This is a genomic window from Klebsiella sp. P1927, assembly GCF_018204675.1.
Lineage (GTDB): Bacteria > Pseudomonadota > Gammaproteobacteria > Enterobacterales > Enterobacteriaceae > Klebsiella > Klebsiella pneumoniae.
In genome coordinates, this window is the sequence record NZ_CP073377.1 from 1,094,992 (window position 1) to 1,118,560 (window position 23,569).

A 23,569-nucleotide genomic window follows, 5' to 3' on the forward strand; every position below is an offset into this window, starting at 1 on the left:
GTGAGTTAGCTTACGATCTCAAGAACCTGTTCCGGCGGGCGGCCAATACGCGCCTGGCCGCGGCTGACGACGATAGGGCGCTCGATGAGTTTCGGATTGTCGACCATCGCCTGTATCAGCGCCGCGTTGCTGAGAGCCGGGTCGGCCAGATTGAGCGATTTATACAGATCCTCTTTCTGGCGCATGAGCTCGCGGGGGCTCTCCATACCCAGCAGCTGCAGCAGCTGGCGCAGCGTCCCGGCATCCGGTGGCGTCTCAAGATAAAGCACCACCTCAGGATCGATGCCGCGGCTCTGCAGCAGGCTCAGCGTTTCGCGGCTCTTGGAGCAGCGTGGGTTATGGTAAATTTTTACCGCGTCGGTCATGGGGTCTCCTTACATTTTTTGATAGGGACGGAAGCGAGCCTGCAGATCGCGTAGCTGATCGATACGGGCATCGTAACGTGCCTGCTGCAGGCTACCGAGTTTCACCTGCGAGCTGGCGCTGCTGAGCAGGGAAATCGCCTGCTCCAGCTGGCCGACCAGCGCCATGCTTTCAGCCCGCGCCGCCAGCTCCTGATCGCGATTGCCCAGCGCGCCTTCCGCCTGGGCCAGCAGGTCCCAGCCGTTGCCATCCTCTTTATAGGTAAAGGTATACCGGTTCAGAATGGTCGCCGCTTCCCCGGGCTGCCCGCCCTGCAGCAGGGCGTTGGCCAGGTTCAGCTGCAGCACCGGATTAGTACGCAGCTCGCGGGCGTTTTTAAGGCGATTGATGGCGTCGCTGGTTTTCTTCTGTCCGAGGTCGATATCGGTGGCCAGATCGAGATACCAGGCATTTTGCGGGTCGGCGTTGAGCAGCGGCTGCAGCGTTTTGCGTGCCTGGTCAAAGTTATTGCTTTCCATCGCCAGCAGAGCGCGACCATACTGGGCGGCATGCTGTTGGCGGATATTGCCTTTATCCCAGGCGTTCAGCAGATCGGTGCCCAGCTTGTTGTCGCCGTTGGTGTACATCCCGAGGGTACGCGCCTTCGCCAGATAGAAGTCCGCCGAGGACTGTACCACCACCGGGCGCATCTGGTTGGCGCGGTTACGGGCATCGGCCAGTCGGCTTTCCGGCAGGGGGTGGGTGAGCAACATTTCCGGCGGTCGCGTCGAGTAGCGCGACTCGTCAAGCAGTTTACCCATAAACATCGGCATAGCCTGCGGGTCGAAACCCGAGCGCTGCAGAACCTGAATGCCAATCCGGTCGGCTTCTTCTTCGTTCTGGCGGGTGAAGCTGATCATACCCTGCTGAGTACCGGCCAGCGTCCCGGTCAGGGCCGCCATTCCGGCCTGCGGGCTGGCCATCGCCAGCAAAATTGAACCCAGCGCGCCGACCCAGGTCAGCGGCGCGTTGCGCTTCTGATCTTCCATCGCGCGGGCGAGATGCCGCTGCGTCACGTGGGAGATTTCGTGCGCCATGACAGAGGCCAGTTCGCTCTCGTTATCAGAGTAGCGGAACAGGGCGGAGTGGAGGACCACATTGCCGCCGAAGAAGGCGAAGGCGTTGATCTGGTCGTTATTAATCAAATAGAAGTGGAACGGGGTACGCACCGAGTTGGCGTGAGCCACCAGACGCATACCCAGCCCGTTGATATATTGCACCAGCAGAGGGTCGTTGATCAGCGGCGCGCTACCGCGCAGTTGGCGGACGTAGTAATCCCCCATCTGCATTTCCTGACCGATTGACAGCGTGCTTCCTGCGGAGGTTCCCATGTCCGGCAGGGTATCTGCGGAGTCAGCAAAAGCAGGACCTATCGAACCCAGCGTCAGCGACGCGATCGCGGTCGCCACCAGCGTTTTCTTCAACTGCCTGAACATAACCTCTGTCCTGTAATGTGGGTGTGCCAGTTTGACCGATTGTGCGGCGTAATGTTCCCTGGCCGCATCCCAGCGAGTTTAGCTGGCGTTGGCCGCCTTGAAAATATGTTCTTCATGGCGGAGAACGGTTTGACTGCGGCGCATCAAAAAGCGAAGTCTTTTTTGTGACATTTCGATACAATTCCCCGGATTGTCGCCGCTTGGCCCTTCAGGGAAGGTTTTATGCTTGAGATGTTAATGCAGTGGTACCGCCGTCGATTCAGCGACCCTGAGGCGATAGCGCTGCTGGTTATTTTGCTTGCCGGTTTCGGCATTATGTTCTTTTTCAGCGGCCTGCTGGCCCCGTTGCTGGTGGCTATCGTGCTGGCCTATCTGCTGGAGTGGCCGACCGTTCGTCTGGAGCGCATCGGTCTGTCGCGCACCTGGGCCACCTCGCTGGTGCTGATCCTCTTTGTGGGCATCCTGCTGTTGCTGGCCTTTGTGGTGCTGCCGGTAGCCTGGCAGCAAGGGATCTACCTCATCCGCGATATGCCGGGCATGCTAAATAAGCTCTCTGATTTCGCCGCCACGCTGCCGCGGCGCTATCCGGCGTTAATGGATGCCGGCATTATCGATGCGATGGCGGAAAATATGCGCACCCGGATGCTGACGGTGGGCGACTCGGTGGTTAAGTACTCTCTGGCCTCGCTGGTGGGGTTACTCACCCTGGCGGTCTATCTGGTGCTGGTGCCGCTGATGGTCTTCTTCCTGCTGAAGGATAAAGAGCAGATGCTCAACGCGGTGCGCCGCGTTCTGCCGCGCAATCGCGGGCTTGCCGGGCAGGTGTGGAAAGAGATGAACCAGCAGATCACCAACTACATTCGCGGCAAGGTGCTGGAGATGATTGTCGTCAGCGTCGCCACCTGGATAGGCTTTATTCTCTTTGGCCTCAACTACTCGTTGCTGCTGGCGGTGCTGGTGGGCTTCTCGGTGCTGATCCCCTATATCGGCGCGTTTGTGGTGACCATTCCGGTGGTGGGGGTGGCGCTGTTTCAGTTTGGCGCTGGCACCGAGTTCTGGAGCCTGTTTGCGGTCTATCTGATTATTCAGGGGCTGGACGGTAACCTGCTGGTTCCGGTGCTATTCTCGGAAGCGGTCAATTTACACCCGCTGGTAATTATCCTGTCGGTGGTGATCTTTGGCGGACTGTGGGGATTCTGGGGCGTCTTCTTCGCCATTCCGCTGGCCACGCTGATTAAAGCAGTGGTGCATGCCTGGCCGGATGGTTTGGCGGTCGACGACTAAGGCAATGAGAATAAAAAAAGACGCCGGGCGAGGGCTTCCTCTCCCGGCGTCTTGCTTTGCATCAGGCGTTTTCTTTCAGCCAGTTCAGCACCACGTCGTGGTGATTGCTGGTTTTAAAATCATCAAAGACGTGTTCGATTTTGCCATCGGCATCAATGAGGAAACTAATCCGGTGGATCCCGTCGTAGGTTTTCCCCATAAAGGATTTTTCGCCCCAGACGCCAAACTGCTCGCAAACCTGATGGTTTTCATCAGACAGCAGCGTAAAGTTCAGCAGCTCTTTTTCGGCGAAACGGGAGAGTTTTTCCGGTTTATCAGTGCTGATGCCCAGCACTTCAACGCCGGCTTTTTTCAGGTCGTCCATATTATCGCGCAAGCCGCACGCCTGGACGGTGCAGCCCGGGGTCATGGCTTTCGGGTAAAAATAAACCAGGACACGTTGTCCCTGGAAGTCGGTTAAATTTACTTCCTCGCCGTCCTGGTCCGGTAAGCTAAATTTCGGTGCGATATCACCGGCTTTCAGTGGGGTCATGGGTTAAACTCCATCCTGTTCATCATGCTGTGAATAATTAACGATGTTAATACTGCCTTGTGCGTTCAGTTCTGTACATAGGGCTTTGAACGCTTGTTCGATATTTGCTGCATTTTGCGTCGCAGGACTGTGGGCAGTTATCTGGATAAAAAGCTGCGCGGAATCGCCGTCTCCCGGCTGCGTGCGGGACACCAGCTCCGCAATATTCATATTCCATGTATCGCACAGGGCAGTAAAGCGCTCGATGATATGCGGTGAGTCCGGCACCTCAACCTGGACCCAAACGGTGTTTGGCATGGCCTGCGGCGGGCGCGCAGTGGTGCGTTTCATCACGATCAACAGCTCCAGCTCCGCGCCTTTCAGCGGCAGAGTTGATTCGATCAGGTTAATCGCATTCCACGACCCGGAAAGCAGCATGATAAACGTAAACTCATCACCGAGCATGGCCAGCCGGCTGTCTTCGATATTACAACCGCAGCTGCTGACGTGGCGAGTGATCGTATTCACGATGCCGGGACGGTCAGCCCCCAGGGCGGTAATAACCAGATAGTGTTGTAATGAGGCTGTCAAACCTGTTCTTCCTTTAAAAAGGTGAGGTAACATTAGGAAAGCATAAAAAAAACCGCCATACAACATCCCTGATGGCGTCGGGTCTCTTGCTTTTATTACAGCTCCAAACGTAACATTGAGAATCTTGTCGCACTTCTGCTCTGAGGATGGCCCATGTTCACGGGAAGTATTGTAGCGCTTGTCACGCCGATGGATGAAAACGGTAATGTCTGCCGGACAAGCCTGAAAAAACTGATTGATTACCATGTCGCCAACGGAACCTCGGCGATCGTTTCGGTAGGGACTACCGGTGAATCCGCAACGCTGAGCCATGAAGAGCATGGCGACGTGGTGATGATGACGCTGGAGCTGGCCGACGGGCGTATTCCGGTTATCGCTGGAACGGGAGCCAATGCAACCGCAGAGGCGATTAGCCTGACCAAACGTTTTAACGATAGCGGTGTTGTTGGCTGCCTGACGGTCACTCCTTATTATAACCGTCCGACCCAGGAAGGCCTGTTCCAGCACTTTAAAGCTATCGCCGAACATACTGACCTGCCGCAAATTCTGTATAATGTGCCGTCCCGTACCGGTTGCGATATGTTGCCGGAAACCGTTGGCCGTCTGGCGGAAATTAAAAATATTGTCGGTATTAAGGAAGCAACAGGGAACTTAAGTCGCGTTCACCAGATCAAAGAGCTGGTTTCAGACGACTTTATTCTGCTGAGCGGTGACGATGCGACCGGTATGGACTTCATGCAGCTCGGCGGCGTAGGCGTGATTTCTGTCACGGCCAACGTGGCGGCGCGCGAAATGGCCGACATGTGCCGTCTGGCGCTGGCGGGTCAATTTGCCGAAGCTCGTGCGATTAACCAGCGTCTGATGCCACTGCATACAAAATTATTTGTCGAACCCAATCCTATCCCGGTGAAATGGGGATGCAAGGCGTTGGGTCTTGTGGCGACCGATACGCTGCGCTTGCCGATGACGCCTATCACCGATCATGGTCGTGAAGCCGTCACTGCCGCGCTGAAGCATGCCGGTTTGCTGTAAAGTTTAGGGAGATTTGATGGCTTACTCAGTACAGAAGTCGCGCCTGGCGAAGGTTGCGGGTGTTTCGCTGGTTCTACTCCTCGCGGCCTGTAGTTCTGACTCGCGCTATAAGCGTCAGGTGAGCGGTGATGAGGCCTATTTACAGGCATCACCGTTGAGCGAACTTCATGCGCCGGCGGGGATGATCCTGCCGATTCAGGTGGGTGATTACAATATTCCGGTGGCTAACAGCACCGGCGCGGTCGGTAAAGCGCTGGACATTCGTCCGCCGGCGCAGCCGCTGGCGCTGGTGAGCGGTGCGCGGACCCAGTTTAACGGCGATACCGCGACGCTGATGGTCGAGAACGGCCGCAGCGGTTCGCTGTGGGCACAGGTCACCAGTATTCTTCAGTCGAAGAACTACGTTATCGCCAAGCGCGATGATGCGAGCCAGACGCTGAACACCGACTGGGTTGAGTGGAACCGTCTTGATGAAGATCAGCAGTATCGCGGTCGTTATCAAATCTCCGTCAAACCGCAGGGTTATCAGCAAGCGGTGGTCGTTAAGCTGGTGAATCTGGAGCAGGCGGGTAAACCGGTTGCCGATCCGGCGTCTCTGCAGCGCTACAGCACCGCTATGCTGAACGTCATTTCGGAAGGCCTTGACATGAATGCCACCAGCGCCCAGAACGCCGCCCAGCGCAGCGCGGGGGCCACCTTCGACGTGCAGAGCGCCGCCGACGATACCGGCCTGCCGATGCTCGTAGTTCGCGCGCCGTTTAACCTGGTGTGGCAGCGTCTGCCTGGCGCCCTCGAGAAAGTGGGGATGAAAGTGACCGACAGCACGCGCTCTCAGGGCAGCATGGCGCTGACCTATAAGCCGCTGTCTGACAGCAGCTGGCAGGAGCTGGGCGCACGTGACCCGCAGCTGGTCTCCGGCGACTACAAACTGCAGGTCGGCGACCTCGATAACCGCAGTAGCCTGCAGTTTATCGACCCGAAAGGCCACACCCTGACGCAGTCGCAAAATGACGCCCTGGTAGCCGTATTCCAGGCCGCATTTAACAAGTAATCAAAAGGGCTGGAGCAATCCGGCCCTTTTAATATATAGTGACGCAAACGTGTGCGTGGCCATATAATCCTGTAAATCGCCGCGTTAAGGCTGCTCCAGTCGCCTGACTGCAGTTCGCCCCGCAAGCGTACAGCATCCGCTCCAACGCCCGTTGCAGGATGTTATGTAAGACCGACACGTCATTTTTTGGCTCAATATCACTGGAGTAGTGAAAGATGAAAAAGCAAGCTGAGTTGTATCGTGGTAAGGCGAAGACAGTATACAGCACCGATAATCCGGACCTGCTGGTACTGGAATTCCGTAACGATACGTCAGCAGGTGATGGCGCGCGCATCGAGCAGTTCGATCGTAAAGGCATGGTGAACAACAAATTCAACCATTTCATTATGAGTAAACTGGCAGAAGCGGGCATCCCTACCCAGATGGAAGCGCTGCTCTCCGATACCGAATGTCTGGTGAAAAAACTGGATATGGTGCCGGTAGAGTGCGTGGTGCGTAACCGTGCGGCAGGCTCGCTGGTAAAACGTTTAGGCATTGAAGAAGGTATCGAGCTGAATCCGCCGCTGTTCGACCTGTTCCTGAAAAACGATGCTATGCACGATCCGATGGTCAACGACTCCTACTGCGAAACCTTCGGCTGGGTGAGTAAAGAGAATCTGGCGCGGATGCGCGAGCTGACCTACAAAGCCAACGACGTGCTGAAAAAACTGTTCGATGACGCCGGTCTGATTCTGGTGGACTTTAAGCTGGAGTTTGGTCTGTTCAAAGGCGAAGTGGTGCTGGGCGACGAGTTTTCGCCGGACGGCAGCCGCCTGTGGGATAAAAACACCCTCGATAAAATGGACAAAGACCGCTTCCGCCAGAGCCTTGGCGGCCTGATCGAAGCCTACGAAGAAGTGGCTCACCGCCTGGGCGTTAAGCTCGACTAACCCGCCCGCCGCCAGAAGATGGCCTCATCTTCTGGCGTCTCTTGCTGTTTCCTGTGGTAATCCTGCGCTGAACCGCCTACGATCTCTGCTATTGATACATAACAGGGAATGAGGTGCTTATGCGCTGGCAAGGGCGTCGCGAAAGCGACAATGTTGAAGATCGACGTGGACAATCAGGCTCGCCGTTTGGCGGCGGCGGGGGCGGCGGCTTCCGTCTGCCGAGCGGGAAGGGCGGCATTGTACTGCTGATTATTGTGCTGGTGGCGGGCTACTACGGCGTGGATTTGACCGGCATGTTGACCGGCGAACCGATGCCGCAGCAGCAGACCTCCACGCAGCGCTCCATCAGTCCGAAAGACGATGAAGCGGCGAAGTTTACTTCCGTCATTCTGGCTACCACCGAAGATACCTGGGGGCCGATCTTTGAAAAGATGGGCCGCCAGTACCCGCAGCCAAAGCTGGTGCTCTACCGCGGCGCGACCCGTACCGGCTGCGGCACCGGTCAGTCGGTGATGGGCCCCTTCTATTGTCCTGCCGACAGTACGGTCTATATTGACCTGTCATTCTACGATGAGATGAAAAATAAACTGGGCGCCGACGGCGACTTTGCCCAGGGGTACGTCATTGCTCATGAAGTGGGTCATCACGTACAAAAACTGCTGGGCATTGAGCCGAAGGTCCGCCAGCAACAGCAGCATGCCACGCAGGCCGAAGCCAACCGCCTGTCGGTTAAGATGGAGCTGCAGGCAGACTGCTTCGCCGGCGTCTGGGGTCATAATATGCAGCAGCAGGATATTCTGGAAACTGGCGATCTGCAGGAGGCGCTGAACGCCGCCGAGGCCATCGGCGACGATCGTCTACAGCAGCAGAGCCAGGGACGCGTGGTGCCGGACAGTTTTACCCACGGCACCTCGAAACAGCGCTACACCTGGTTCAAACGCGGTTTCGATAGCGGCGATCCGGCGCAGTGCAATACCTTCGGCAGCGCGCTGTAATCGTCCCCCATGATGGACGCGCTGCTTAACCTCACCGCGCAAATGGCGCGGGAGGGGATCCGTCGCCTGCTGGTGCTCAGCGGCGATGAGAGCTGGACGCTGCAGCAGGCGCAGGCGCTACGGGAGAGGCTCGGCGGCGATGGCCTGTGGGTTGGCCCCGAGCCGGGTTCTGCGCCCTGCGTGGCGCCCGGCGCGCTGAAAACGCTGCTGGGGCGGGAAGTGATGCACGCCTTTTTCGATGCCCGGCGCGGGTTTGATGTGGCCGCCATGGCGGCCCTGAGCGGCACGCTGCGGGCGGGAAGCTGGCTGGTGCTGCTGACGCCCCCCTTCGCCGACTGGCCGACCCGGGCGGATGAGGACTCTCTGCGCTGGAGCGATACGCCTGACCCTATCGTTACCCCTAACTTTGTTCACCGCTGCTGTCGGCAGTTTATCGCCGATCCGGAGGTGTTGCTCTGGCGGCAGTCGGACCGGCCACGTTTCCCGCTGGCCGCCCCGCGTCCAGACTGGCATCCCGCCGATGGCCGCCCGCAGGCCGAGCAGGCGGCAATCCTTGAGCAACTGATACGCCTGCCGCCCGGTATCGCGGCGGTGACGGCGGAGCGTGGACGGGGGAAGTCCGCGCTGGCGGGCATGCTCTTGCGCCAGCTTGGGGGCGAGGCCATCGTCACCGCCCCAACGCGTAGCGCTGTCGAGGTGCTGGCCAGCTTTGCCGGGGAGACGTTGCGCTTTATGGCGCCCGATGCGCTGCTGGCGTCGAAAGAAAAGGCGGCGTGGCTGATAGTCGATGAGGCCGCGGCTATCCCGGCTCCGCTTCTCCGGCAGCTGGTGAGCCGTTTTCCCCGCACGCTACTCACCACGACGGTGCAAGGGTACGAGGGCACCGGTCGCGGGTTCCTGCTGAAATTTTGCGCCAGTCTGCCCCATCTGCAATCGTTCACCCTGAGCGCCCCGATCCGCTGGGCGGCGGGCTGTCCGCTGGAGTCAGCCATCAGTCAGTTGCTTATCTTTAACGATGAGGCATTTCGCGACGCGCCGATGGGGGAGATAGCCCTGGAGGCGGTCAATCAGTCCTGCTGGCAAACGCAGCCAGCGCTACCGGAGGCGATGTACCAGCTATTGTCCGGGGCGCATTACCGAACTTCCCCGCTCGATCTGCGGCGCATGATGGATGCTCCGGGCCAGGCTTTCCGCTGCGCTCGCGCCGGCGGCGCGGTGGCGGGCGCCCTGTGGCTGGTGGCCGAGGGGGGACTTTCTCCCGAACTTAGCCGGGCGGTATGGGCGGGTTTTCGCCGGCCGCGCGGGAATCTGGTCGCCCAGTCGCTGGCGGCGCACGGCGGCAGTCCCCTGGCGGCGACGCTGCGCGGGCTGCGGGTCAGTCGGATCGCTGTCCATCCCACCCGCCAGCGGGAAGGCCTCGGGCGGAAGATGATCGCCGATATCGCCGCCGATGCCGCTGGCTATGACTATCTCTCCGTCAGCTTCGGCTATACCGCTGAGCTGTGGCGCTTCTGGCAACGCTGCGGGTTTACCCTCGTACGGCTGGGTACCCATCGCGAGGCCAGCAGCGGCTGCTATACGGCGATGGCCCTCTATCCGTTGACCGCGGCAGGGCGCCAGCTGGCGCAGCGGGAGGCGCAGCGGCTGCAGCGCGATGAATACTGGCTTCGCCCGTGGCGAGAGGAATCCGCGCCGCTGCCGGCCGTCGCAGACGCTATGCTTAGTGATGAGGACTGGCTGGAAGCGGCGAGCTTTGCCTTCGCCCACCGCCCGCTGGCTGCGGCGCTGGGCTGCCTCAACCGCCTGCTGATGCAGGCCGACATGCCGTTGCCGGCCCTGCGGGGACGACTGCAGGGCAAAGAGGAGGCCGCACTCTGCGCCGTGCTGCAGCTGACGGGGCGAAAAGCCTTGCAGGCGAGATGGCGTCGGGAGGCCGCTGACGCCTTGCGCTCCCTTGATGCAGCGCGCGCTGATGCGCTGCGTCAGCAGGTGGCGCATCTGCAATTTTTTTAACTAACTCATTCAGTTAAATGGCATGGTCATATCTGGCGAGCGGCGTACACTGCCCGCAAACACTAAGGAGACAGCCATGAAACACGATCATTTTATTGTTCAAAGTCCTGCGACGCCTGCGCAACAGCTGTTGCTGCTGTTTCATGGCGTAGGGGATAACCCGGTCTCCATGGGGCAAATCGGCAGCTGGTTCGCACCGCAGTTTCCTGATGCGCTGATCGTCAGCATTGGCGGGGTGGAACCTTGCGGCCCCAACGGTCGGCAGTGGTTTTCGCTGCAGGGGGTGACGGAAGAGAATCGTCAGCAGCGCATCGACGCCATTATGCCGACCTTTATTGAAATTGTACGCTACTGGCAGGAAAAGAGCGGCGTCAGTCCACTGGCCACCGCGCTGATCGGTTTCTCTCAGGGGGCGATTATGTCGCTGGAGAGTATCAAAGCGGCGCCGGATCTGGCTTCGCGGGTCATCGCCTTTAATGGCCGCTATGCGACGCTGCCGGAGACGGCAACGACGGCCACTACCATTCACCTGATCCACGGGGGTGAAGATCGGGTTATCGACCTGGCGTGGGCGGTGTCGGCCGAGGAGGCGTTACAGCAGGCGGGCGGCGACGTGACCTTAGATATTGTCGACGATCTCGGGCATGCCATTGACGATCGCAGTATGCAGTTGGCGATCGAGCGTCTGCGTTATACCGTGCCGAAGCACTATTTTGATGAGGCGCTGAGCGGCAGTACGCCAAAAGGGGATGATATCATCGAAATGCTGTAACCCCGGAGAGCGGGGTTACAGGCGGGCGGTACCGCGATAAAGGCAAACTTACGGTTTCTTCGACTGGTCGTGCTTCGGCCAGTCGTCGTCATCGTCCCATTTATCGTTAAAATCACGGTGCGGCGGCAGATCGGGTTTGTTGTTGAGGAATTTTTTGTGGTCAACGCGATTCAGATCTTTAATCACGTTGATAATTACCCCCACCAAAAAGACCAGCACCAGAATCCACCAGTGTTTAATAAGCCATTCCATGCGCGCTTCCTCTTTACGTCAATTCGTCAGGCGACCAGCTGTTCCATGACGCGTTGATACATCCGCGCCAGCAGCTGCAGGTCGGCGGCGTTCACACATTCATTAATTTTGTGAATCGTTGCATTTACGGGGCCCAGCTCAACCACCTGCGCCCCCATGCGCGCGATAAACCGTCCGTCTGAGGTGCCGCCGTTGGTTAACAGCTGCGGTTTGATCTCATTATAGTGCTCAATCGCGTTGACGACCGCATCCACCAGCTTGCCCCGTCCGGTGAGGAACGGCTGGCCGGAGAGCCACCACTCCACGCTGTAACGCAGCTGGTATTTTTCCAGCAGGGCGATCACCCGGGATTTGATCATCTCGTCCGTCAGCTCCGTACTGAAGCGGAAGTTGAACTGGACGAACATATCGCCGGGGATCACGTTATTGCTGCCGGTGCCGGACTGCACGTTGGCGATCTGCATGCTGGTCGGCGGGAAGAACTCATTGCCTTTATCCCACTCGATATTGACCAGTTCCGCCAGCATCGGCGCCGCGCGGTGGACAGGGTTATCGGCAAGGTGCGGATAGGCGACATGGCCCTGCACGCCGTGAATAGTCAGGTTGCAGGTCAGCGAGCCGCGGCGGCCGTTTTTCACCACATCGCCGACCACTTCGGTACTGGAAGGTTCGCCGACCAGACAATAGTCCAGACGCTCGTTACGCGCCATCAGCGTCTCCACCACTTTGACGGTGCCGTTTTTGGCGCTGGCCTCTTCATCAGAGGTGATCAAAAACGCCAGTCGGCCCCTGTGGTTCGGGTACTGCGCGACAAAACGCTCTGCGGCAACCACCATCGCCGCCAGCGAGCCTTTCATATCCGCCGCTCCGCGGCCAAACAGCATCCCGTCGCGGATGGTCGGTTCGAACGGGGGATTGATCCAGCGGTCGGCGTCGCCTGCCGGGACTACGTCGGTGTGGCCGGCGAAGGCCAGCGTCTCGCCGTGGCCGCGCCAGGCCCAGAAATTCTGCGTATCGCCGAAATCCATCGGTTCAACGGTAAAGCCGATCGCACGCAGGCGTTCAATCATTAACGCCTGGCATCCCGCATCATCGGGGCTAAGGGAAGGGCGGCGAATAAGCTGCTGAGCCAGCTCAATGACCGGGCAAGACATAGACTATACCTCGTTAAACTGCTGATAACTTGCTTCACTAAAACCCAGCAGCATAGGACGACCGGGCGCGCAGAGCAATGGGCGTTTGATAATTGCCGGCATTTCCAGCATCAATGCGGCAGCGGCGTCGGCATTATCGATGCTATTGCGCAGCGACTCGTCGAGTTTGCGCCAGGTGGTGCCACGGGTGTTCAGCAGCGCCTGCCAGCCCAGCTCGGCAATAAAGGTATCCAGTTGCGCGCGCTCAAGGCCATCGGCGCGGTAATCATGGAAGCGATACTCAATCTGATGCGCTTCCAGCCAGCGGCGGGCTTTTTTAATGGTATCGCAGTTTTTAATTCCGTACATGGTGAGCATAGATAAACCTTTTACATTCAATTAAGCGGTTAACTCAGATATTTCCGAATATATAAGTCTTACTGAAATAATACGTGATTCAGATGAATAAATATAACTTTTTACCGGGGATCTCATTCGATATATCGGGTGGTTAAATGTTGGCCACCTGTGGGCATGATGTGAGGGCTTTAACATTATTGCAAAAATGTTGTCTGAGGTTGCTCTACGTCACATTATGTTTACATACGAAGCGGCATAGTAGCGACAACCAGAGGTTTTATCTCTGTCAGCGGTCCATAAGACAATCAGAGCAATAGGGGAGCACAACTTCCCATCGGTAATGAAGTTATATAGAATCGACCATAATAATAAGAGAGGCTATTATGATTGAACATGAACTGGGGAACTGGAAAGACTTTATTGAAGGCATGCTTCGTAAATAAATTTCCGCAATGTGAGCAGGGGAATAACGCGAAGTAAATAAGCGCGCTAGGGTTCTGAACACATAAAGAAGGCGACCACCGTGGTCGCCTTTTCTGTTATTACGCCTCGCCGCCGAAGCTCGTCGGTTTATTGCGGACGCTCCTTTAGCGGAAAACGGCGACGCACCAGCACAAAGAACAGCGGCACGAAAAAGATCGCCAGCACGGTGGCGGAGATCATCCCGCCCATCACTCCGGTGCCGACCGCATGCTGGCTGCCGGAACCGGCGCCGGTGCTGGTCGCCATCGGCAGCACGCCGAAGATGAACGCCAGCGAGGTCATCAGGATGGGGCGCAGGCGCTGACGGCAAGCCGACAGCGTGGCGCTGAGCAGATCCTGGCCCTTCTCGTTGAGCTCATTGGCGAACTCGACGATCAGAATGGCGTTTTTCGCCGACAGGCCGATCACCGTCAACAGACCCACCTGGAAGTACACGTCATTCTCCAGCCCGCGCATCCAGGTCGCCAGCAGGGCGCCAATCACCCCCAGCGGCACCACCAGCATCACCGAGAACGGCACTGACCAGCTCTCGTACAGCGCCGCCAGGCACAGGAACACCACCAGCAGAGAAATCGCGTACAGGGCCGGCGCCTGAGCGCCAGAGAGGCGTTCCTGGTAGGACATGGCGGTCCATTCGAGGCCAAAGCCGGTGGGTAACTGCGCGGCCAGCTTCTCCATCATGTCCATCGCGGTACCGGTACTGATACCCGGCGCCGCCTCACCGACGATCTCCACCGCTGAGTAGCCATTGTAGCGCTCCAGCCGCGGCGAGCCGGTCTCCCAGCGCGAGGTGGCGAAGGCCGAGAATGGCACCATCGTGCCGCTGCTGTTGCGCACGTACCAAAGATTGATATCGTCAGGCAGCATCCGGTATTTCGCCGCCGCCTGGACGTAGACTTTCTTTACCCGGCCGCGATCCATAAAGTCGTTGACGTAGCTCGACCCCCACGCGGTTTGCAGCGTATCGTTGATGTCGTCAATGGAGACGCCCAGCGCCTGCGCTTTACGCTGATCGATATCGACCTGCAGCTGCGGACTGTCATCGAGCCCGTTATGCCGGACGCGGGTCAACAGCGGATTTTTCCCGGCCAGCTCAAGTAGCGTATCGCGCGCCGCCATCAGCGCATCGTGCCCCTTCCCGGCATGATCCTCCAGCTCCATATCGAAGCCTGCCGAACTGCCGAGGCCGCTGATCGCCGGCGGGCTGCTGGCGATAACCCGCGCTTCGTTAATCTGATTAAACGCTTTGGTGGCGCGTTCAATAATGGCAAAGGAGGTGCCGGTTTGCGGGTCGCGCTGGTCCCAGTCTTTGAGACGAACGAACATGCGGGCCACGTTCTGCCCATTGCCGCCGGGGCCGGAGCCAACGGTAGCGAACACCGACTCGACGTTCTGCTTCTCGTTATTGAGGAAGTAATCTTCCGCCTTCTGCACCACCTTCAGCGTCTGCTGCTGGGTGCTGCCGCTCGGCAACTGGACCGAGGTGGTGAACATCCCGCGATCCTCCAGCGGCAGGAACGAGGTCGGCAAATGCAGAAACAGGAACACCATCCCGCCGAGCAGGAGGACGTAGATCAGCATCCAGCGCAGCGAGCGGTGCAGTATTTTGCCGACGAAGGTTTCGTAGCGGCTGGCGCTGCGGTTGAAGGTGCGGTTGAACCAGCCGAAGAAGCCTGTTCTTTCATGGGATTCACCTGGCTTAACAGGCTTAAGCAGCGTGGCGCAAAGGGCAGGGGTGAGGATCATGGCCACCAGCACCGAGAGGACCATCGCCGCGACGATAGTGATTGAGAACTGGCGATAGATGGCGCCGGTGGTGCCGCCGAAGAAGGCCATCGGCACAAATACCGCCGACAGCACCATCGCGATCCCCACCAGCGCGCCCTGAATTTGTCCCATCGATTTGCGGGTCGCCTCGCGTGGCGACAGGCCCTCCTCGCTCATGATGCGCTCGACGTTCTCCACCACCACGATGGCGTCATCCACCAGCAGGCCGATCGCCAACACCATCGCGAACATCGTCAGGGTGTTGATGCTGTAGCCACAGGCATACAGCACCGCGAAAGTGCCCATCAGCACCACCGGCACGGCGATGGTCGGGATCAGGGTGGCGCGGAAGTTCTGCAGGAACAGATACATCACGAGGAAGACCAGCAGGATCGCCTCCAGCAGGGTTTTCACCACGTCGGTGATGGAAGCCTTCACGAAGGAGGTGGTCTCGTAGGCGACCTTATATTCCAGACCGTGGGGGAAAAACTGCGCCAGCTCATTGAGGCGATTGATCACGCGCTCCGCGGTGGCCATTTCGTTGGCGCCGGAAGCCAGCTTGATCCCGAGGCCTGAGGCCGGCTGGCGGTTGTAGCGGCTAAGATAGTCGTACTTCTCCGCCCCCATCTCGACGGTGGCGACATCGCCCAGCGTCACCTCTGAACCATCCTGATTGACGCGCAGAGTGATATTGCGGAACTGCTCCGGGGTTTGCAGCAGAGATTGCGAGTTGATGGTGGCGTTCAGCGCTTGCTTATCGACCGAAGGCGTCCCGCCAAGCTGGCCGACGGCAATCTGGGCGTTCTGCGAACTGATGGCGTCGGTAACATCCTTGGTGGTCATCTGGTAGCTGTTGAGCTTCGCCGGGTCGAGCCAGATGCGCATTGAGTATTGCGAACCGTAGGCGTCGATATCCCCCACGCCGTTGACGCGGCTGAGCGGGTCCTGGATGTTACTGGCGACGTAGTCGGCGATATCTTGTTTATCCATACTGCCGTCAGTGGAGACGAAGGCGAGCGTCAGGATATTGGTATCACCGGTCTTGCGCACCGTCACCCCCTGGTTTTGCACCGCCTGCGGCAGCTTACGCATCGCCGACTGTAGCTGGTTCTGAACCTGCTGCACGGCTTCATCCGGGTCGGTACCGGCGGTAAAGCTGAGGGTGATCGTCGCCTGGCCGGTGGCGCTGCTCTGGGAGGACATATACATCAGGTTATCGAGGCCGGTCATATTCTGTTCGATAACCTGAGTGACGGTATTCTCCAGGGTTTGCGCGGAAGCGCCGGGATAGTTGGCGGTGATCCGCACATTCGGCGGGGCGAGGTCGGGATACTGTTCAACCGGCAGCGACAAAATGGCAAGGGCGCCCGTCAGGCATAACAGGATTGCCAGCACCCATGCAAAAATGGGGCGATCGATAAAGAAATTCGCCATCAGAATAAAAACCTCATATGCACATTTTCTTGTTATTGCACAGCCTGTGCCACTTTAGCGCCAGCCTCTCCGGCAATCGTGGAGAAATTAAGGAGATAGTGTAATTTATCATGTTGCTTTTGCCGTATCGTAAAGAAACCTCGAGCTTTCCTGCCAGCAGGTAGCGAGTCTGCTTCGTCACCGCAGACCGGCGCATTATCCCTTGCCGGTGTGAAACCTCATTTCATTTAAGTCAAAAAAATTGATCCAAAACGGATTCTCTCCAGAAAAAGTTCATCCTGGGCAATTGGACATTGTTCCGGCGTCATCTTGTCGGGTAATAAATAGGCATGCGCATTGAGGGGTTATTCACCAAGAAGACAAAAGGAAGCCATGAACCACTTTATTTTGAGCGATAGCCGAAAGTGCATCGGCTGCCAGGCCTGCGAAGTGGCCTGCGTGATGGCGCATAACGAGGAGCAACACGTGCTGACCCCGCAGCGCTTTTTGCCACGTATCACCGTGATCAAAGCGGAGGGCCAGCGTAACGCCATCACCTGCCGCCACTGCGAGGACGCCCCCTGCGTCCGCAGTTGTCCCAACGACGCCATCGCCCAGTCCGGCGACAGCGTTCAGGTCCGTCAGGAGAAATGCATTGGCTGTAAATCCTGCATGGTGGCCTGCCCGTTCGGGGTGATGCAGGTGGTGGTGACGCCGCAGGCCGCAGGCCTGGTGAAAGCCAGCGCGCACAAGTGCGATCTATGCCAGGGCCGCGAGGCGGGGCCGGCCTGTGTGGAAAACTGTCCCGCGCAGGCGCTGACTCTCGCCGACGATGAGACGTTGATCACCCTGGCGAAGCAGCGGCGACTGCGCTCGGCATGCCAGGAGGTGCAGCCGTGGCAGCGCGCTACGCCGCTCTGCAGCCAGCCCAATGCTGGCGCGAAGGTCAGGCAAATGGCGATGACGCCCCCGCGCGGGGAGCCGGATAAGCTGGCGGCGGAGGTGCGTAAGAGCCACTTTGAGGAGATCTATCAGCCGTTCACCCCGCAGCAGGCGCAGCAGCAGGCCGCCCGCTGTCTCACGTGTGGGGAGCACAGTATTTGCGAATGGACCTGCCCGCTGCATAACCATATCCCGCAGTGGATCGAGCTGGTTAAAGCGGGGAATATCGCCGCCGCGGTCGCGCTTTCCCATCAGACCAACTGCCTGCCGGAGATCACCGGCCGCGTCTGTCCCCAGGACCGGCTGTGTGAAGGCGCCTGCACCCTGCGCGATGAAAGCGGGGCAGTCACCATCGGCAATATTGAGCGCTATATTTCCGACCAGGCGCTGGCCAGCGGCTGGCGTCCGGACCTTTCGCAGGTTAAGCCGAGCGGCAAGCGGGTGGCGATTATCGGCGCCGGGCCGGCCGGGCTGGCCTGCGCCGATATGCTGGTGCGCCACGGCGTCCAGCCGGTGGTCTTCGACCGTCATCCGGAGATTGGCGGTCTGCTGACCTTCGGCATTCCGGCGTTCAAGCTGGATAAATCGCTATTGGCCCGGCGGCGGGCGATCTTCAGCGAGATGGGTATCCGCTTTGAGCTCAATTGCGAGGTGGGGAAAGATATCTCCATGGCGACACTGCTGGCCGAGTATGACGCGGTGTTCGTCGGCGCCGGAACCTATCGCTCCATGAAGGCGGGGCTGCCGAACGAAGAGGCCCCCGGGGTCTACGATGCGCTGCCGTTCCTCATCGCCAACACCAAACAGGTGATGGGGCTGGCGGCATCGGCGCAAGAGCCTTATGTCAACACCGCCGGGCTGAACGTGGTGGTGCTGGGCGGCGGCGATACGGCGATGGACTGCGTGCGCACCGCGCTGCGCCACGGCGCCCGCCAGGTGACCTGCGCCTATCGGCGAGATGAAGCCAACATGCCGGGCTCGAAAAAAGAGGTCAAAAACGCCCGCGAAGAGGGGGCGCTCTTTGAGTTTAACGTCCAGCCGGTGACGCTTGAGCTGGACGAGAACGGGCGGGTTAACGGGGTACGCTTTTTGCGCACCGAGCTGGGCGCTCCGGACGCCGGGGGAAGACGCCGTCCGACGCCGATCCCCGGCAGCGAGTTTGTTATGCCGGCAGATGCGGTGATCATGGCCTTTGGCTTCCACCCGCACCGCATGCCCTGGCTGGAAGCGGCGGGGGTGGCGCTGGACAGTCAGGGGCGTATTAAAGCCGGAGTGGAGAGTCGTTACCGTTATCAGACCAGTCAGGAGAAGATCTTTGCCGGCGGCGATGCCGTGCGCGGCGCAGACCTTGTAGTGACGGCGATGGCGGAAGGCCGTCACGCGGCGCAGGGGATCCTGGACTATCTGGCGCGGAAAACGACGCCGCTTCACTGACGACAAACCCGGCTCCGCAGCGTAGTATGAGGGCGTCCTTTTACGCTGTGGGGTCGGTATGTCACTCAATATTCACGTCATTAAAGATAAAATCCTCTCTGAGAACTGGTTCGTACTACGCAACATGACCTATGAGCTGACGCGGGCGGACGGCAGCGTCGTGCGCCACAAGCGCGAGGTCTACGATCGCGGCAATGGCGCCACCGTGCTGCTGTATAACCGCCATAAGCAGACGGTGGTCCTGGTGCGTCAGTTCCGTGTCGCCACCTGGGTCAATGGCAATCATGACGGCATGCTGATTGAAACCTGCGCCGGGCTGCTGGACAACGACGAGCCGGAAGCCTGCATTCGTAAAGAGGCGGTGGAAGAGACCGGCTACGAAGTGGGCGAGGTGAGAAAGCTGTTTGAGCTGTTTATGTCGCCAGGGGGCGTCACCGAGGTAGTGCATTTCTTTATCGCCGAGTACAGCGACGCGCAGCGAACCACCAGCGGCGGCGGGGTGGATGATGAAGCCATCGAGGTGCTGGAGCTGCCTTTTAGCCAGGCGCTGCAGATGGTCGCTGACGGGGAGATCCGCGACGGTAAGGCGGTCATTCTGCTGCAATATCTGCAAACCTCCGGCCTGATGTCGGGGAACTCTGACAAATCCGATTGAGTAACCCGCTGCCGTTGTCCAGGATAGGCGCCGTGGTCGGGTTTATCTGGGGTCGGGCGGTTCATGCTTTTTCGCGTCATCTTTTTCCTTTTTCTGGCGGTGCTGCCTTGCTCGCAGGCATGGTCGGCACCGACGCAGCAGCGCTTCAACGACTGGCTGGTCACCTGTAACAACCAAAATTTCTGCGTCACCCGTAACGTGGGGCTGCATCATGGCCTGGTGATGACCCTCAGCCGCAGCGCTGGGGCAGTCACTGACGCCAGTCTGCGTATCGAGCTGGGCGGCACCGGCAATCCAGTGGCGACGCTCGCGCCGATAGCGCCGCGCCTGCTGCTGGATGGTAAACCGCTGTCCCTGACCGACAAGCGCTGGCACATTGAAGATAAACTCATTAAAACCGCCGACAGCGTGACGATCGATGCGTTTCTCCAGCAGGTTCAGGAGGGTAAAGCGCTCTCGCTGGCCAATGGCCTGCAGACCATCTCCCTGCAGGGGTTGAAAGCGGCTCTGTTTTTTATCGACGATCGGCAAAAGCGGGTAGGTAGCGAAACGGCCTGGGTCGGCAAAGGGGAAGAGCCGCCGCTCAGCGTACCGCCGGCGCCGGCGCTGCGCGCGGTGGCGAGCGCGGAAACGGCGCAGTCGCCGCTGGGGCGTGAGGAGCTCAACGATCTGATGGACTATGGTAATGAGCGGATGACCAACAGCCACTGCTCCCTCGATCCCTTCCGCCGCGAAATTCGCGTTACAGCGCTGACGGATGACAAAGTGCTGCTGATGACCAGCTGCGAATCCGGCGCCTACAACACCGTCTGGCTGGCCTGGCTGGTCTCCCGCCAGCGCCCCTATGTCGCCCATCAGGTGCGGCTAACGTTGCCATTTCAGCCGCCGGGCGAGGCGCCGCGGGAGATTGAGCTGATCAACGCCAGCTATGATGACCGCCGCCATGAGCTGGTGACCCTGGATAAAGGCCGCGGGGCCGGCGATTGCGGGATCCAAACCCGCTGGCGTTTTGACGGCCAGCGGTTCAGCCTCTCCCGCTACGCGCAGCAGCCGACGTGCGACAACTGGCAGGGGCCAGATGCCTGGCCCACGCTGTGGATCACCCGTTAAGCACCTGTTCGGCGGTGGCGACGATATGGTCGACCGTAAAGCCAAAGAACGGGAACAACTGCTCTGCCGGGGCGGATTCGCCATAGCCGGTCATGCCGACGATCTTGCCTTTTAAGCCGACATATTTATACCAGTAGTCCGCTATCCCGGCTTCGACCGCCACCCGGGCGCTGACGTCCGACGGCAGCACGGATTCGCGCCAGGCCTCATCCTGGGCGTCAAACACATCAGTGGAAGGGAGCGAGACGACCCGCACATTTACCCCTTTGGCCAACAGTTTTTCCGCGGCCAGGACGGTGATCTCCACTTCCGAGCCGGTGGCGATGAGGATCAGGTCGGGCTTGCCGCCGGCATCCTTAAGCACGTAGCCACCCCGGGCGATATCCTGCACCTGTTCCGGGGTACGCGGCATCTGCGCCAGGTTTTGTCGCGACAGGATCAGCGCCGTCGGCCCGCCCTGTCGCGCGATAGCCGCCTGCCAGGCGACGGCGGTCTCCACCTGGTCGCAGGGGCGCCAGGTGCTGAAGTTGGGCGTCAGCCGCAGACTGGCCAGCTGTTCCACCGCCTGGTGCGTCGGCCCGTCTTCCCCAAGACCGATCGAGTCATGGGTATAGACCATGATCTGCCGGGCCTTCATCAGGGCTGCCATGCGCGCGGCGTTGCGGGCGTACTCCACAAACATCAGGAAGGTCGAGGTATAAGGAATAAAGCCCCCGTGCAGGGCAATGCCGTTGGCCACCGCGGTCATGCCAAACTCGCGCACGCCGTAGTGGATATAATTGCCCGCAGGATCTTCTTTAATCGATGTCGATCCAGACCAGATGGTCAGGTTACTCGGCGCAAGATCCGCAGAACCGCCCAGCAGTTCCGGGAGGTGCGGGCCGTAGGCGTTCAGCGCGTTTTGCGAAGCCTTGCGGCTGGCGATTTTCGCCGGCTCGGCCTGCAGTTTCGCCACGTAGTCGCGGGCGATCGCGGCAAAGTCTTCCGGCAGGGCGCCATTCATACGTCGGGTCAGCTCAGCGGCCAGCTCCGGGAACTGCTGCTGGTAGGCGGCGAATTTCTCGTTCCAGGCGTGCTCCGCTTTTTCCCCGCGCGGACGCGCATCCCAGCCCGCGTAGATCTCTTTCGGGATCTCGAACGGAGGATATTTCCAGCCAAGCTGCTGGCGGGCCAGCGCTACCTCTTTTTCGCCAAGCGCCGCCCCGTGAGACTCCTCTGAGCCGGCTTTGTTGGGCGAACCGAAACCGATGATGGTCCGGCAGATAATCAGTGACGGTTTATCTTTCACCGCCTGCGCTTCCGTTATCGCCTGTTTGATAGCCTGCGGATCGTGGCCGTCGATATCGCCTATGACGTGCCAGTGATAGGCGCGGAAGCGTTCCGCCGTATCATCGGAAAACCAGCCTTCGGTTTTGCCGTCGATGGAGATGCCGTTGTGATCGTAAAAACCGATCAGCTTGCCCAGTCCGAGCGTGCCGGCCAGCGAACAGGCCTCATGGGAGATCCCCTCCATCAAACAGCCATCGCCCATGAACACCCAGGTGTGATGGTCAATGATCTCATGGCCGGGGCGATTAAATTGCGCCGCCAGCGTCCGTTCGGCGATGGCCATCCCGACGGCGTTCGCCAGCCCCTGGCCCAGCGGACCGGTGGTGGTTTCCACCCCAGGGGTATAGCCATGCTCCGGGTGGCCGGGCGTTTTAGAGTGCAGCTGACGGAACTGCTTCAGTTCAGACAGCGGCAGATCGTAGCCGGTCAGGTGCAGCAGACTGTAGAGCAGCATCGACGCGTGGCCGTTGGACAAGATGAAACGGTCGCGGTCCACCCAGTCAGGGTTCTGCGGATTGTGCTTGAGAAAATCGTTCCACAGCACTTCGGCAATATCAGCCATCCCCATCGGCGCACCGGGATGGCCGGAGTTGGCTTTCTGCACGGCGTCCATACTCAGGGCGCGGATGGCGTTGGCAAGCTCTCTTCGGGACATATTTTTCTCCGTGAGACTAAAGTGACAGTTTGGCGGCAAGCAGATCTTCCAGTTTGCGCTGATCGACGGCGAACAGGCGGATCCCCTCCGCTAGCTTTTCGACCGCCATCGGATCCTGATTATGTTCCCAGCGGAACTCCGCTTCACTGAGCGGCACCGGACGCGGCAGGATCTGGCTGGCAGGGATCAGTTTGCGCACCACCGGGGTATCGCTGGCCTGCAGCTCTTTTAATAAAGGCGGGGCGATGGTCAACCGGTCGCAACCGACCAGCGCCAGGATCTGCTCGGTGCGGCGGAAGCTGGCGCCCATCACGATGGTGTTGTATTTATGCTGTTTGAAATAGTCATAGATATTGCGCACCGATTTCACCCCCGGATCTTCCTCCACCACGTAAGGCTCCAGCGGTTTGCGCGCCTGATACCAGTCATAAATACGCCCAACGAACGGGGAGATGAGATAAACCCCGGCCTCGGCGCAGGCCCGGGCCTGGGCGAAGGAAAACAGCAGCGTCAGGTTGCAGTGGATCCCCTCTTTCTCCAGCACCTCCGCGGCGCGGATCCCCTCCCAGGTGGATGCCAGCTTGATCAGGATCCGCGACTTATCAATGCCCATCTCCTGATACAGCGCCACCAGATGGCGAGCCTTCTCGATACTTTTCTCGCGGTTGAAGGAGAGCCGGGCGTCCACCTCGGTGGAGACCCGTCCGGGAATGCTTTTGAGGATCTCCGCGCCAAAATTGACCGCCAGCTTATCGCAGGCGTGAGTCACCTGCGCTTCGCGGCCGCCACCCTGTTTTTTGGCCCAGGCGATAGCGTCGTCGATGAGGCCGCTATAGGACGCCAGGCCGGCGGCCTTCAGCAGCAGAGAGGGGTTGGTGGTGGCGTCTTCCGGATGGTAGTGGCGGATGGATTCGATGTCTCCGCTGTCGGCGACCACCGTGGTGAACTGCTTGATGCTGTCTAACTGATTCATGGATAAGTCCTCCTGGAACAAGGTGTTACATGAGTGCTTGCCGGTAT

General features: G+C 59.4%; 22 protein-coding genes. 12 read left to right on the forward strand and 10 right to left on the reverse strand.

Annotated elements, in window-relative coordinates; genetic code table 11:
• Nucleotides 1-5: 5 nt before the first annotated feature.
• Together arsC and bepA are read right to left on the reverse strand one after the other, a co-directional pair.
• On the reverse strand, nucleotides 6-365 hold the full coding sequence (gene arsC / locus KB892_RS05650) for an arsenate reductase (glutaredoxin) (protein WP_002913810.1): 360 nt from the start codon (nucleotides 363-365) through the stop codon (nucleotides 6-8).
• Nucleotides 366-374: 9 nt separating this feature from the next.
• Nucleotides 375-1,838, reverse strand: a complete 1,464-nt coding sequence (gene bepA, locus KB892_RS05655; RefSeq protein ID WP_002913807.1) for a beta-barrel assembly-enhancing protease — start codon at nucleotides 1,836-1,838, stop codon at nucleotides 375-377.
• Nucleotides 1,839-1,889: 51 nt separating this feature from the next.
• On the opposite strand from bepA, the gene KB892_RS05660 reads away from it, so the two are divergent.
• Nucleotides 1,890-2,006 carry a hypothetical protein gene (locus KB892_RS05660; protein WP_004221267.1) on the forward strand — a complete coding sequence of 39 codons (117 nt, stop codon included), beginning with the start codon at nucleotides 1,890-1,892 and terminating at the stop codon, nucleotides 2,004-2,006.
• Nucleotides 2,007-2,060: 54 nt separating this feature from the next.
• The gene (locus KB892_RS05665; protein ID WP_002913806.1) at nucleotides 2,061-3,122 is read left to right on the forward strand and encodes an AI-2E family transporter; all 1,062 of its coding nucleotides are present in this window, start codon (nucleotides 2,061-2,063) and stop codon (nucleotides 3,120-3,122) included.
• Between the two features lie 61 nt (nucleotides 3,123-3,183).
• Here KB892_RS05665 and bcp read toward each other — a convergent pair whose 3' ends face one another.
• Together bcp and KB892_RS05675 are read right to left on the reverse strand one after the other, a co-directional pair.
• Nucleotides 3,184-3,654, reverse strand: a complete 471-nt coding sequence (bcp, locus tag KB892_RS05670; protein WP_002913805.1) for a thioredoxin-dependent thiol peroxidase — start codon at nucleotides 3,652-3,654, stop codon at nucleotides 3,184-3,186.
• A gap of 3 nt (nucleotides 3,655-3,657) precedes the next feature.
• A complete protein-coding gene (locus tag KB892_RS05675; RefSeq protein ID WP_002913804.1) occupies nucleotides 3,658-4,224 on the reverse strand; it encodes a glycine cleavage system transcriptional repressor in 567 nt (188 codons plus the stop codon).
• 153 nt (nucleotides 4,225-4,377) lie between these two features.
• Between KB892_RS05675 and dapA the strand changes: the two genes are divergently transcribed.
• The 6 genes from dapA to ypfH all read left to right on the forward strand — a co-directional run bounded on the left by dapA (nucleotide 4,378) and on the right by ypfH (nucleotide 11,016).
• The gene (dapA, locus tag KB892_RS05680; RefSeq protein ID WP_002913803.1) at nucleotides 4,378-5,256 is read left to right on the forward strand and encodes a 4-hydroxy-tetrahydrodipicolinate synthase; all 879 of its coding nucleotides are present in this window, start codon (nucleotides 4,378-4,380) and stop codon (nucleotides 5,254-5,256) included.
• A gap of 16 nt (nucleotides 5,257-5,272) precedes the next feature.
• Nucleotides 5,273-6,307 carry an outer membrane protein assembly factor BamC gene (gene bamC / locus KB892_RS05685; RefSeq protein WP_002913802.1) on the forward strand — a complete coding sequence of 345 codons (1,035 nt, stop codon included), beginning with the start codon at nucleotides 5,273-5,275 and terminating at the stop codon, nucleotides 6,305-6,307.
• Nucleotides 6,308-6,522: 215 nt separating this feature from the next.
• Complete coding sequence (gene purC / locus KB892_RS05690) at nucleotides 6,523-7,236, forward strand: phosphoribosylaminoimidazolesuccinocarboxamide synthase (RefSeq protein WP_002913801.1); 714 nt, start codon at nucleotides 6,523-6,525, stop codon at nucleotides 7,234-7,236.
• Nucleotides 7,237-7,355: 119 nt separating this feature from the next.
• A complete protein-coding gene (locus KB892_RS05695) occupies nucleotides 7,356-8,231 on the forward strand; it encodes a KPN_02809 family neutral zinc metallopeptidase (protein WP_002913800.1) in 876 nt (291 codons plus the stop codon).
• Between the two features lie 9 nt (nucleotides 8,232-8,240).
• Nucleotides 8,241-10,244: a tRNA(Met) cytidine acetyltransferase TmcA gene (locus tag KB892_RS05700; protein ID WP_004152006.1), complete on the forward strand. Its 2,004-nt coding sequence runs from the start codon at nucleotides 8,241-8,243 to the stop codon at nucleotides 10,242-10,244.
• 76 nt (nucleotides 10,245-10,320) lie between these two features.
• Nucleotides 10,321-11,016 (forward strand): esterase, encoded by a 696-nt coding sequence (gene ypfH / locus KB892_RS05705; protein ID WP_002913770.1) that lies wholly within the window; start codon nucleotides 10,321-10,323, stop codon nucleotides 11,014-11,016.
• Between the two features lie 48 nt (nucleotides 11,017-11,064).
• Here the strand turns inward: ypfH and KB892_RS05710 are convergent, their stop codons facing one another.
• Genes KB892_RS05710 through KB892_RS05720 form a run of 3 tightly spaced genes read right to left on the reverse strand, consistent with a single transcriptional unit; the run spans nucleotide 11,065 to nucleotide 12,779 of the window.
• The gene (locus tag KB892_RS05710; protein ID WP_002913768.1) at nucleotides 11,065-11,268 is read right to left on the reverse strand and encodes a YpfN family protein; all 204 of its coding nucleotides are present in this window, start codon (nucleotides 11,266-11,268) and stop codon (nucleotides 11,065-11,067) included.
• Nucleotides 11,269-11,294: 26 nt separating this feature from the next.
• Entirely contained in the window at nucleotides 11,295-12,422 is a 1,128-nt protein-coding gene (gene dapE / locus KB892_RS05715; protein WP_002913766.1) for a succinyl-diaminopimelate desuccinylase, read from the reverse strand.
• Between the two features lie 3 nt (nucleotides 12,423-12,425).
• Nucleotides 12,426-12,779: an ArsC family reductase gene (locus KB892_RS05720; protein WP_002913764.1), complete on the reverse strand. Its 354-nt coding sequence runs from the start codon at nucleotides 12,777-12,779 to the stop codon at nucleotides 12,426-12,428.
• A gap of 365 nt (nucleotides 12,780-13,144) precedes the next feature.
• Here KB892_RS05720 and ypfM point away from each other — a divergent pair, with 365 nt between their 5' ends.
• Complete coding sequence (gene ypfM / locus KB892_RS05725; protein ID WP_100181659.1) at nucleotides 13,145-13,204, forward strand: protein YpfM; 60 nt, start codon at nucleotides 13,145-13,147, stop codon at nucleotides 13,202-13,204.
• A gap of 127 nt (nucleotides 13,205-13,331) precedes the next feature.
• Here ypfM and acrD read toward each other — a convergent pair whose 3' ends face one another.
• A complete protein-coding gene (gene acrD / locus KB892_RS05730; protein WP_002913761.1) occupies nucleotides 13,332-16,445 on the reverse strand; it encodes a multidrug efflux RND transporter permease AcrD in 3,114 nt (1,037 codons plus the stop codon).
• 372 nt (nucleotides 16,446-16,817) lie between these two features.
• On the opposite strand from acrD, the gene aegA reads away from it, so the two are divergent.
• The 3 genes from aegA (at nucleotide 16,818) to KB892_RS05745 (ending at nucleotide 20,565) form a co-directional block, all read left to right on the forward strand.
• A complete protein-coding gene (gene aegA / locus KB892_RS05735; protein ID WP_004152005.1) occupies nucleotides 16,818-18,800 on the forward strand; it encodes a formate-dependent uric acid utilization protein AegA in 1,983 nt (660 codons plus the stop codon).
• A 58-nt stretch (nucleotides 18,801-18,858) separates the two neighbouring features.
• Nucleotides 18,859-19,455 (forward strand): GDP-mannose pyrophosphatase NudK, encoded by a 597-nt coding sequence (nudK, locus tag KB892_RS05740; RefSeq protein ID WP_002913754.1) that lies wholly within the window; start codon nucleotides 18,859-18,861, stop codon nucleotides 19,453-19,455.
• Nucleotides 19,456-19,518: 63 nt separating this feature from the next.
• On the forward strand, nucleotides 19,519-20,565 hold the full coding sequence (locus KB892_RS05745; RefSeq protein ID WP_004152004.1) for a DUF1176 domain-containing protein: 1,047 nt from the start codon (nucleotides 19,519-19,521) through the stop codon (nucleotides 20,563-20,565).
• Here KB892_RS05745 and tkt read toward each other — a convergent pair.
• Complete coding sequence (gene tkt / locus KB892_RS05750; protein ID WP_002913734.1) at nucleotides 20,555-22,549, reverse strand: transketolase; 1,995 nt, start codon at nucleotides 22,547-22,549, stop codon at nucleotides 20,555-20,557. The two genes, KB892_RS05745 and tkt, sit on opposite strands and share 11 nt — an antisense overlap.
• A gap of 16 nt (nucleotides 22,550-22,565) precedes the next feature.
• Entirely contained in the window at nucleotides 22,566-23,522 is a 957-nt protein-coding gene (gene tal, locus KB892_RS05755; protein ID WP_002913732.1) for a transaldolase, read from the reverse strand.
• Nucleotides 23,523-23,569 lie beyond the last annotated feature (47 nt).

Coding starts and splice junctions, on each gene's coding strand:
- arsC (WP_002913810.1), bottom strand. CDS start 365: ATGACCGACGCGGTAAAAATTTACCATAACCCACGCTGCTCCAAGAGC.
- bepA (WP_002913807.1), bottom strand. CDS start 1,838: ATGTTCAGGCAGTTGAAGAAAACGCTGGTGGCGACCGCGATCGCGTCG.
- KB892_RS05660 (WP_004221267.1), top strand. CDS start 1,890: ATGTTCCCTGGCCGCATCCCAGCGAGTTTAGCTGGCGTTGGCCGCCTT.
- KB892_RS05665 (WP_002913806.1), top strand. CDS start 2,061: ATGCTTGAGATGTTAATGCAGTGGTACCGCCGTCGATTCAGCGACCCT.
- bcp (WP_002913805.1), bottom strand. CDS start 3,654: ATGACCCCACTGAAAGCCGGTGATATCGCACCGAAATTTAGCTTACCG.
- dapA (WP_002913803.1), top strand. CDS start 4,378: ATGTTCACGGGAAGTATTGTAGCGCTTGTCACGCCGATGGATGAAAAC.
- bamC (WP_002913802.1), top strand. CDS start 5,273: ATGGCTTACTCAGTACAGAAGTCGCGCCTGGCGAAGGTTGCGGGTGTT.
- purC (WP_002913801.1), top strand. CDS start 6,523: ATGAAAAAGCAAGCTGAGTTGTATCGTGGTAAGGCGAAGACAGTATAC.
- KB892_RS05695 (WP_002913800.1), top strand. CDS start 7,356: ATGCGCTGGCAAGGGCGTCGCGAAAGCGACAATGTTGAAGATCGACGT.
- KB892_RS05700 (WP_004152006.1), top strand. CDS start 8,241: ATGATGGACGCGCTGCTTAACCTCACCGCGCAAATGGCGCGGGAGGGG.
- ypfH (WP_002913770.1), top strand. CDS start 10,321: ATGAAACACGATCATTTTATTGTTCAAAGTCCTGCGACGCCTGCGCAA.
- KB892_RS05710 (WP_002913768.1), bottom strand. CDS start 11,268: ATGGAATGGCTTATTAAACACTGGTGGATTCTGGTGCTGGTCTTTTTG.
- dapE (WP_002913766.1), bottom strand. CDS start 12,422: ATGTCTTGCCCGGTCATTGAGCTGGCTCAGCAGCTTATTCGCCGCCCT.
- KB892_RS05720 (WP_002913764.1), bottom strand. CDS start 12,779: ATGCTCACCATGTACGGAATTAAAAACTGCGATACCATTAAAAAAGCC.
- acrD (WP_002913761.1), bottom strand. CDS start 16,445: ATGGCGAATTTCTTTATCGATCGCCCCATTTTTGCATGGGTGCTGGCA.
- aegA (WP_004152005.1), top strand. CDS start 16,818: ATGAACCACTTTATTTTGAGCGATAGCCGAAAGTGCATCGGCTGCCAG.
- nudK (WP_002913754.1), top strand. CDS start 18,859: ATGTCACTCAATATTCACGTCATTAAAGATAAAATCCTCTCTGAGAAC.
- KB892_RS05745 (WP_004152004.1), top strand. CDS start 19,519: ATGCTTTTTCGCGTCATCTTTTTCCTTTTTCTGGCGGTGCTGCCTTGC.
- tkt (WP_002913734.1), bottom strand. CDS start 22,549: ATGTCCCGAAGAGAGCTTGCCAACGCCATCCGCGCCCTGAGTATGGAC.
- tal (WP_002913732.1), bottom strand. CDS start 23,522: ATGAATCAGTTAGACAGCATCAAGCAGTTCACCACGGTGGTCGCCGAC.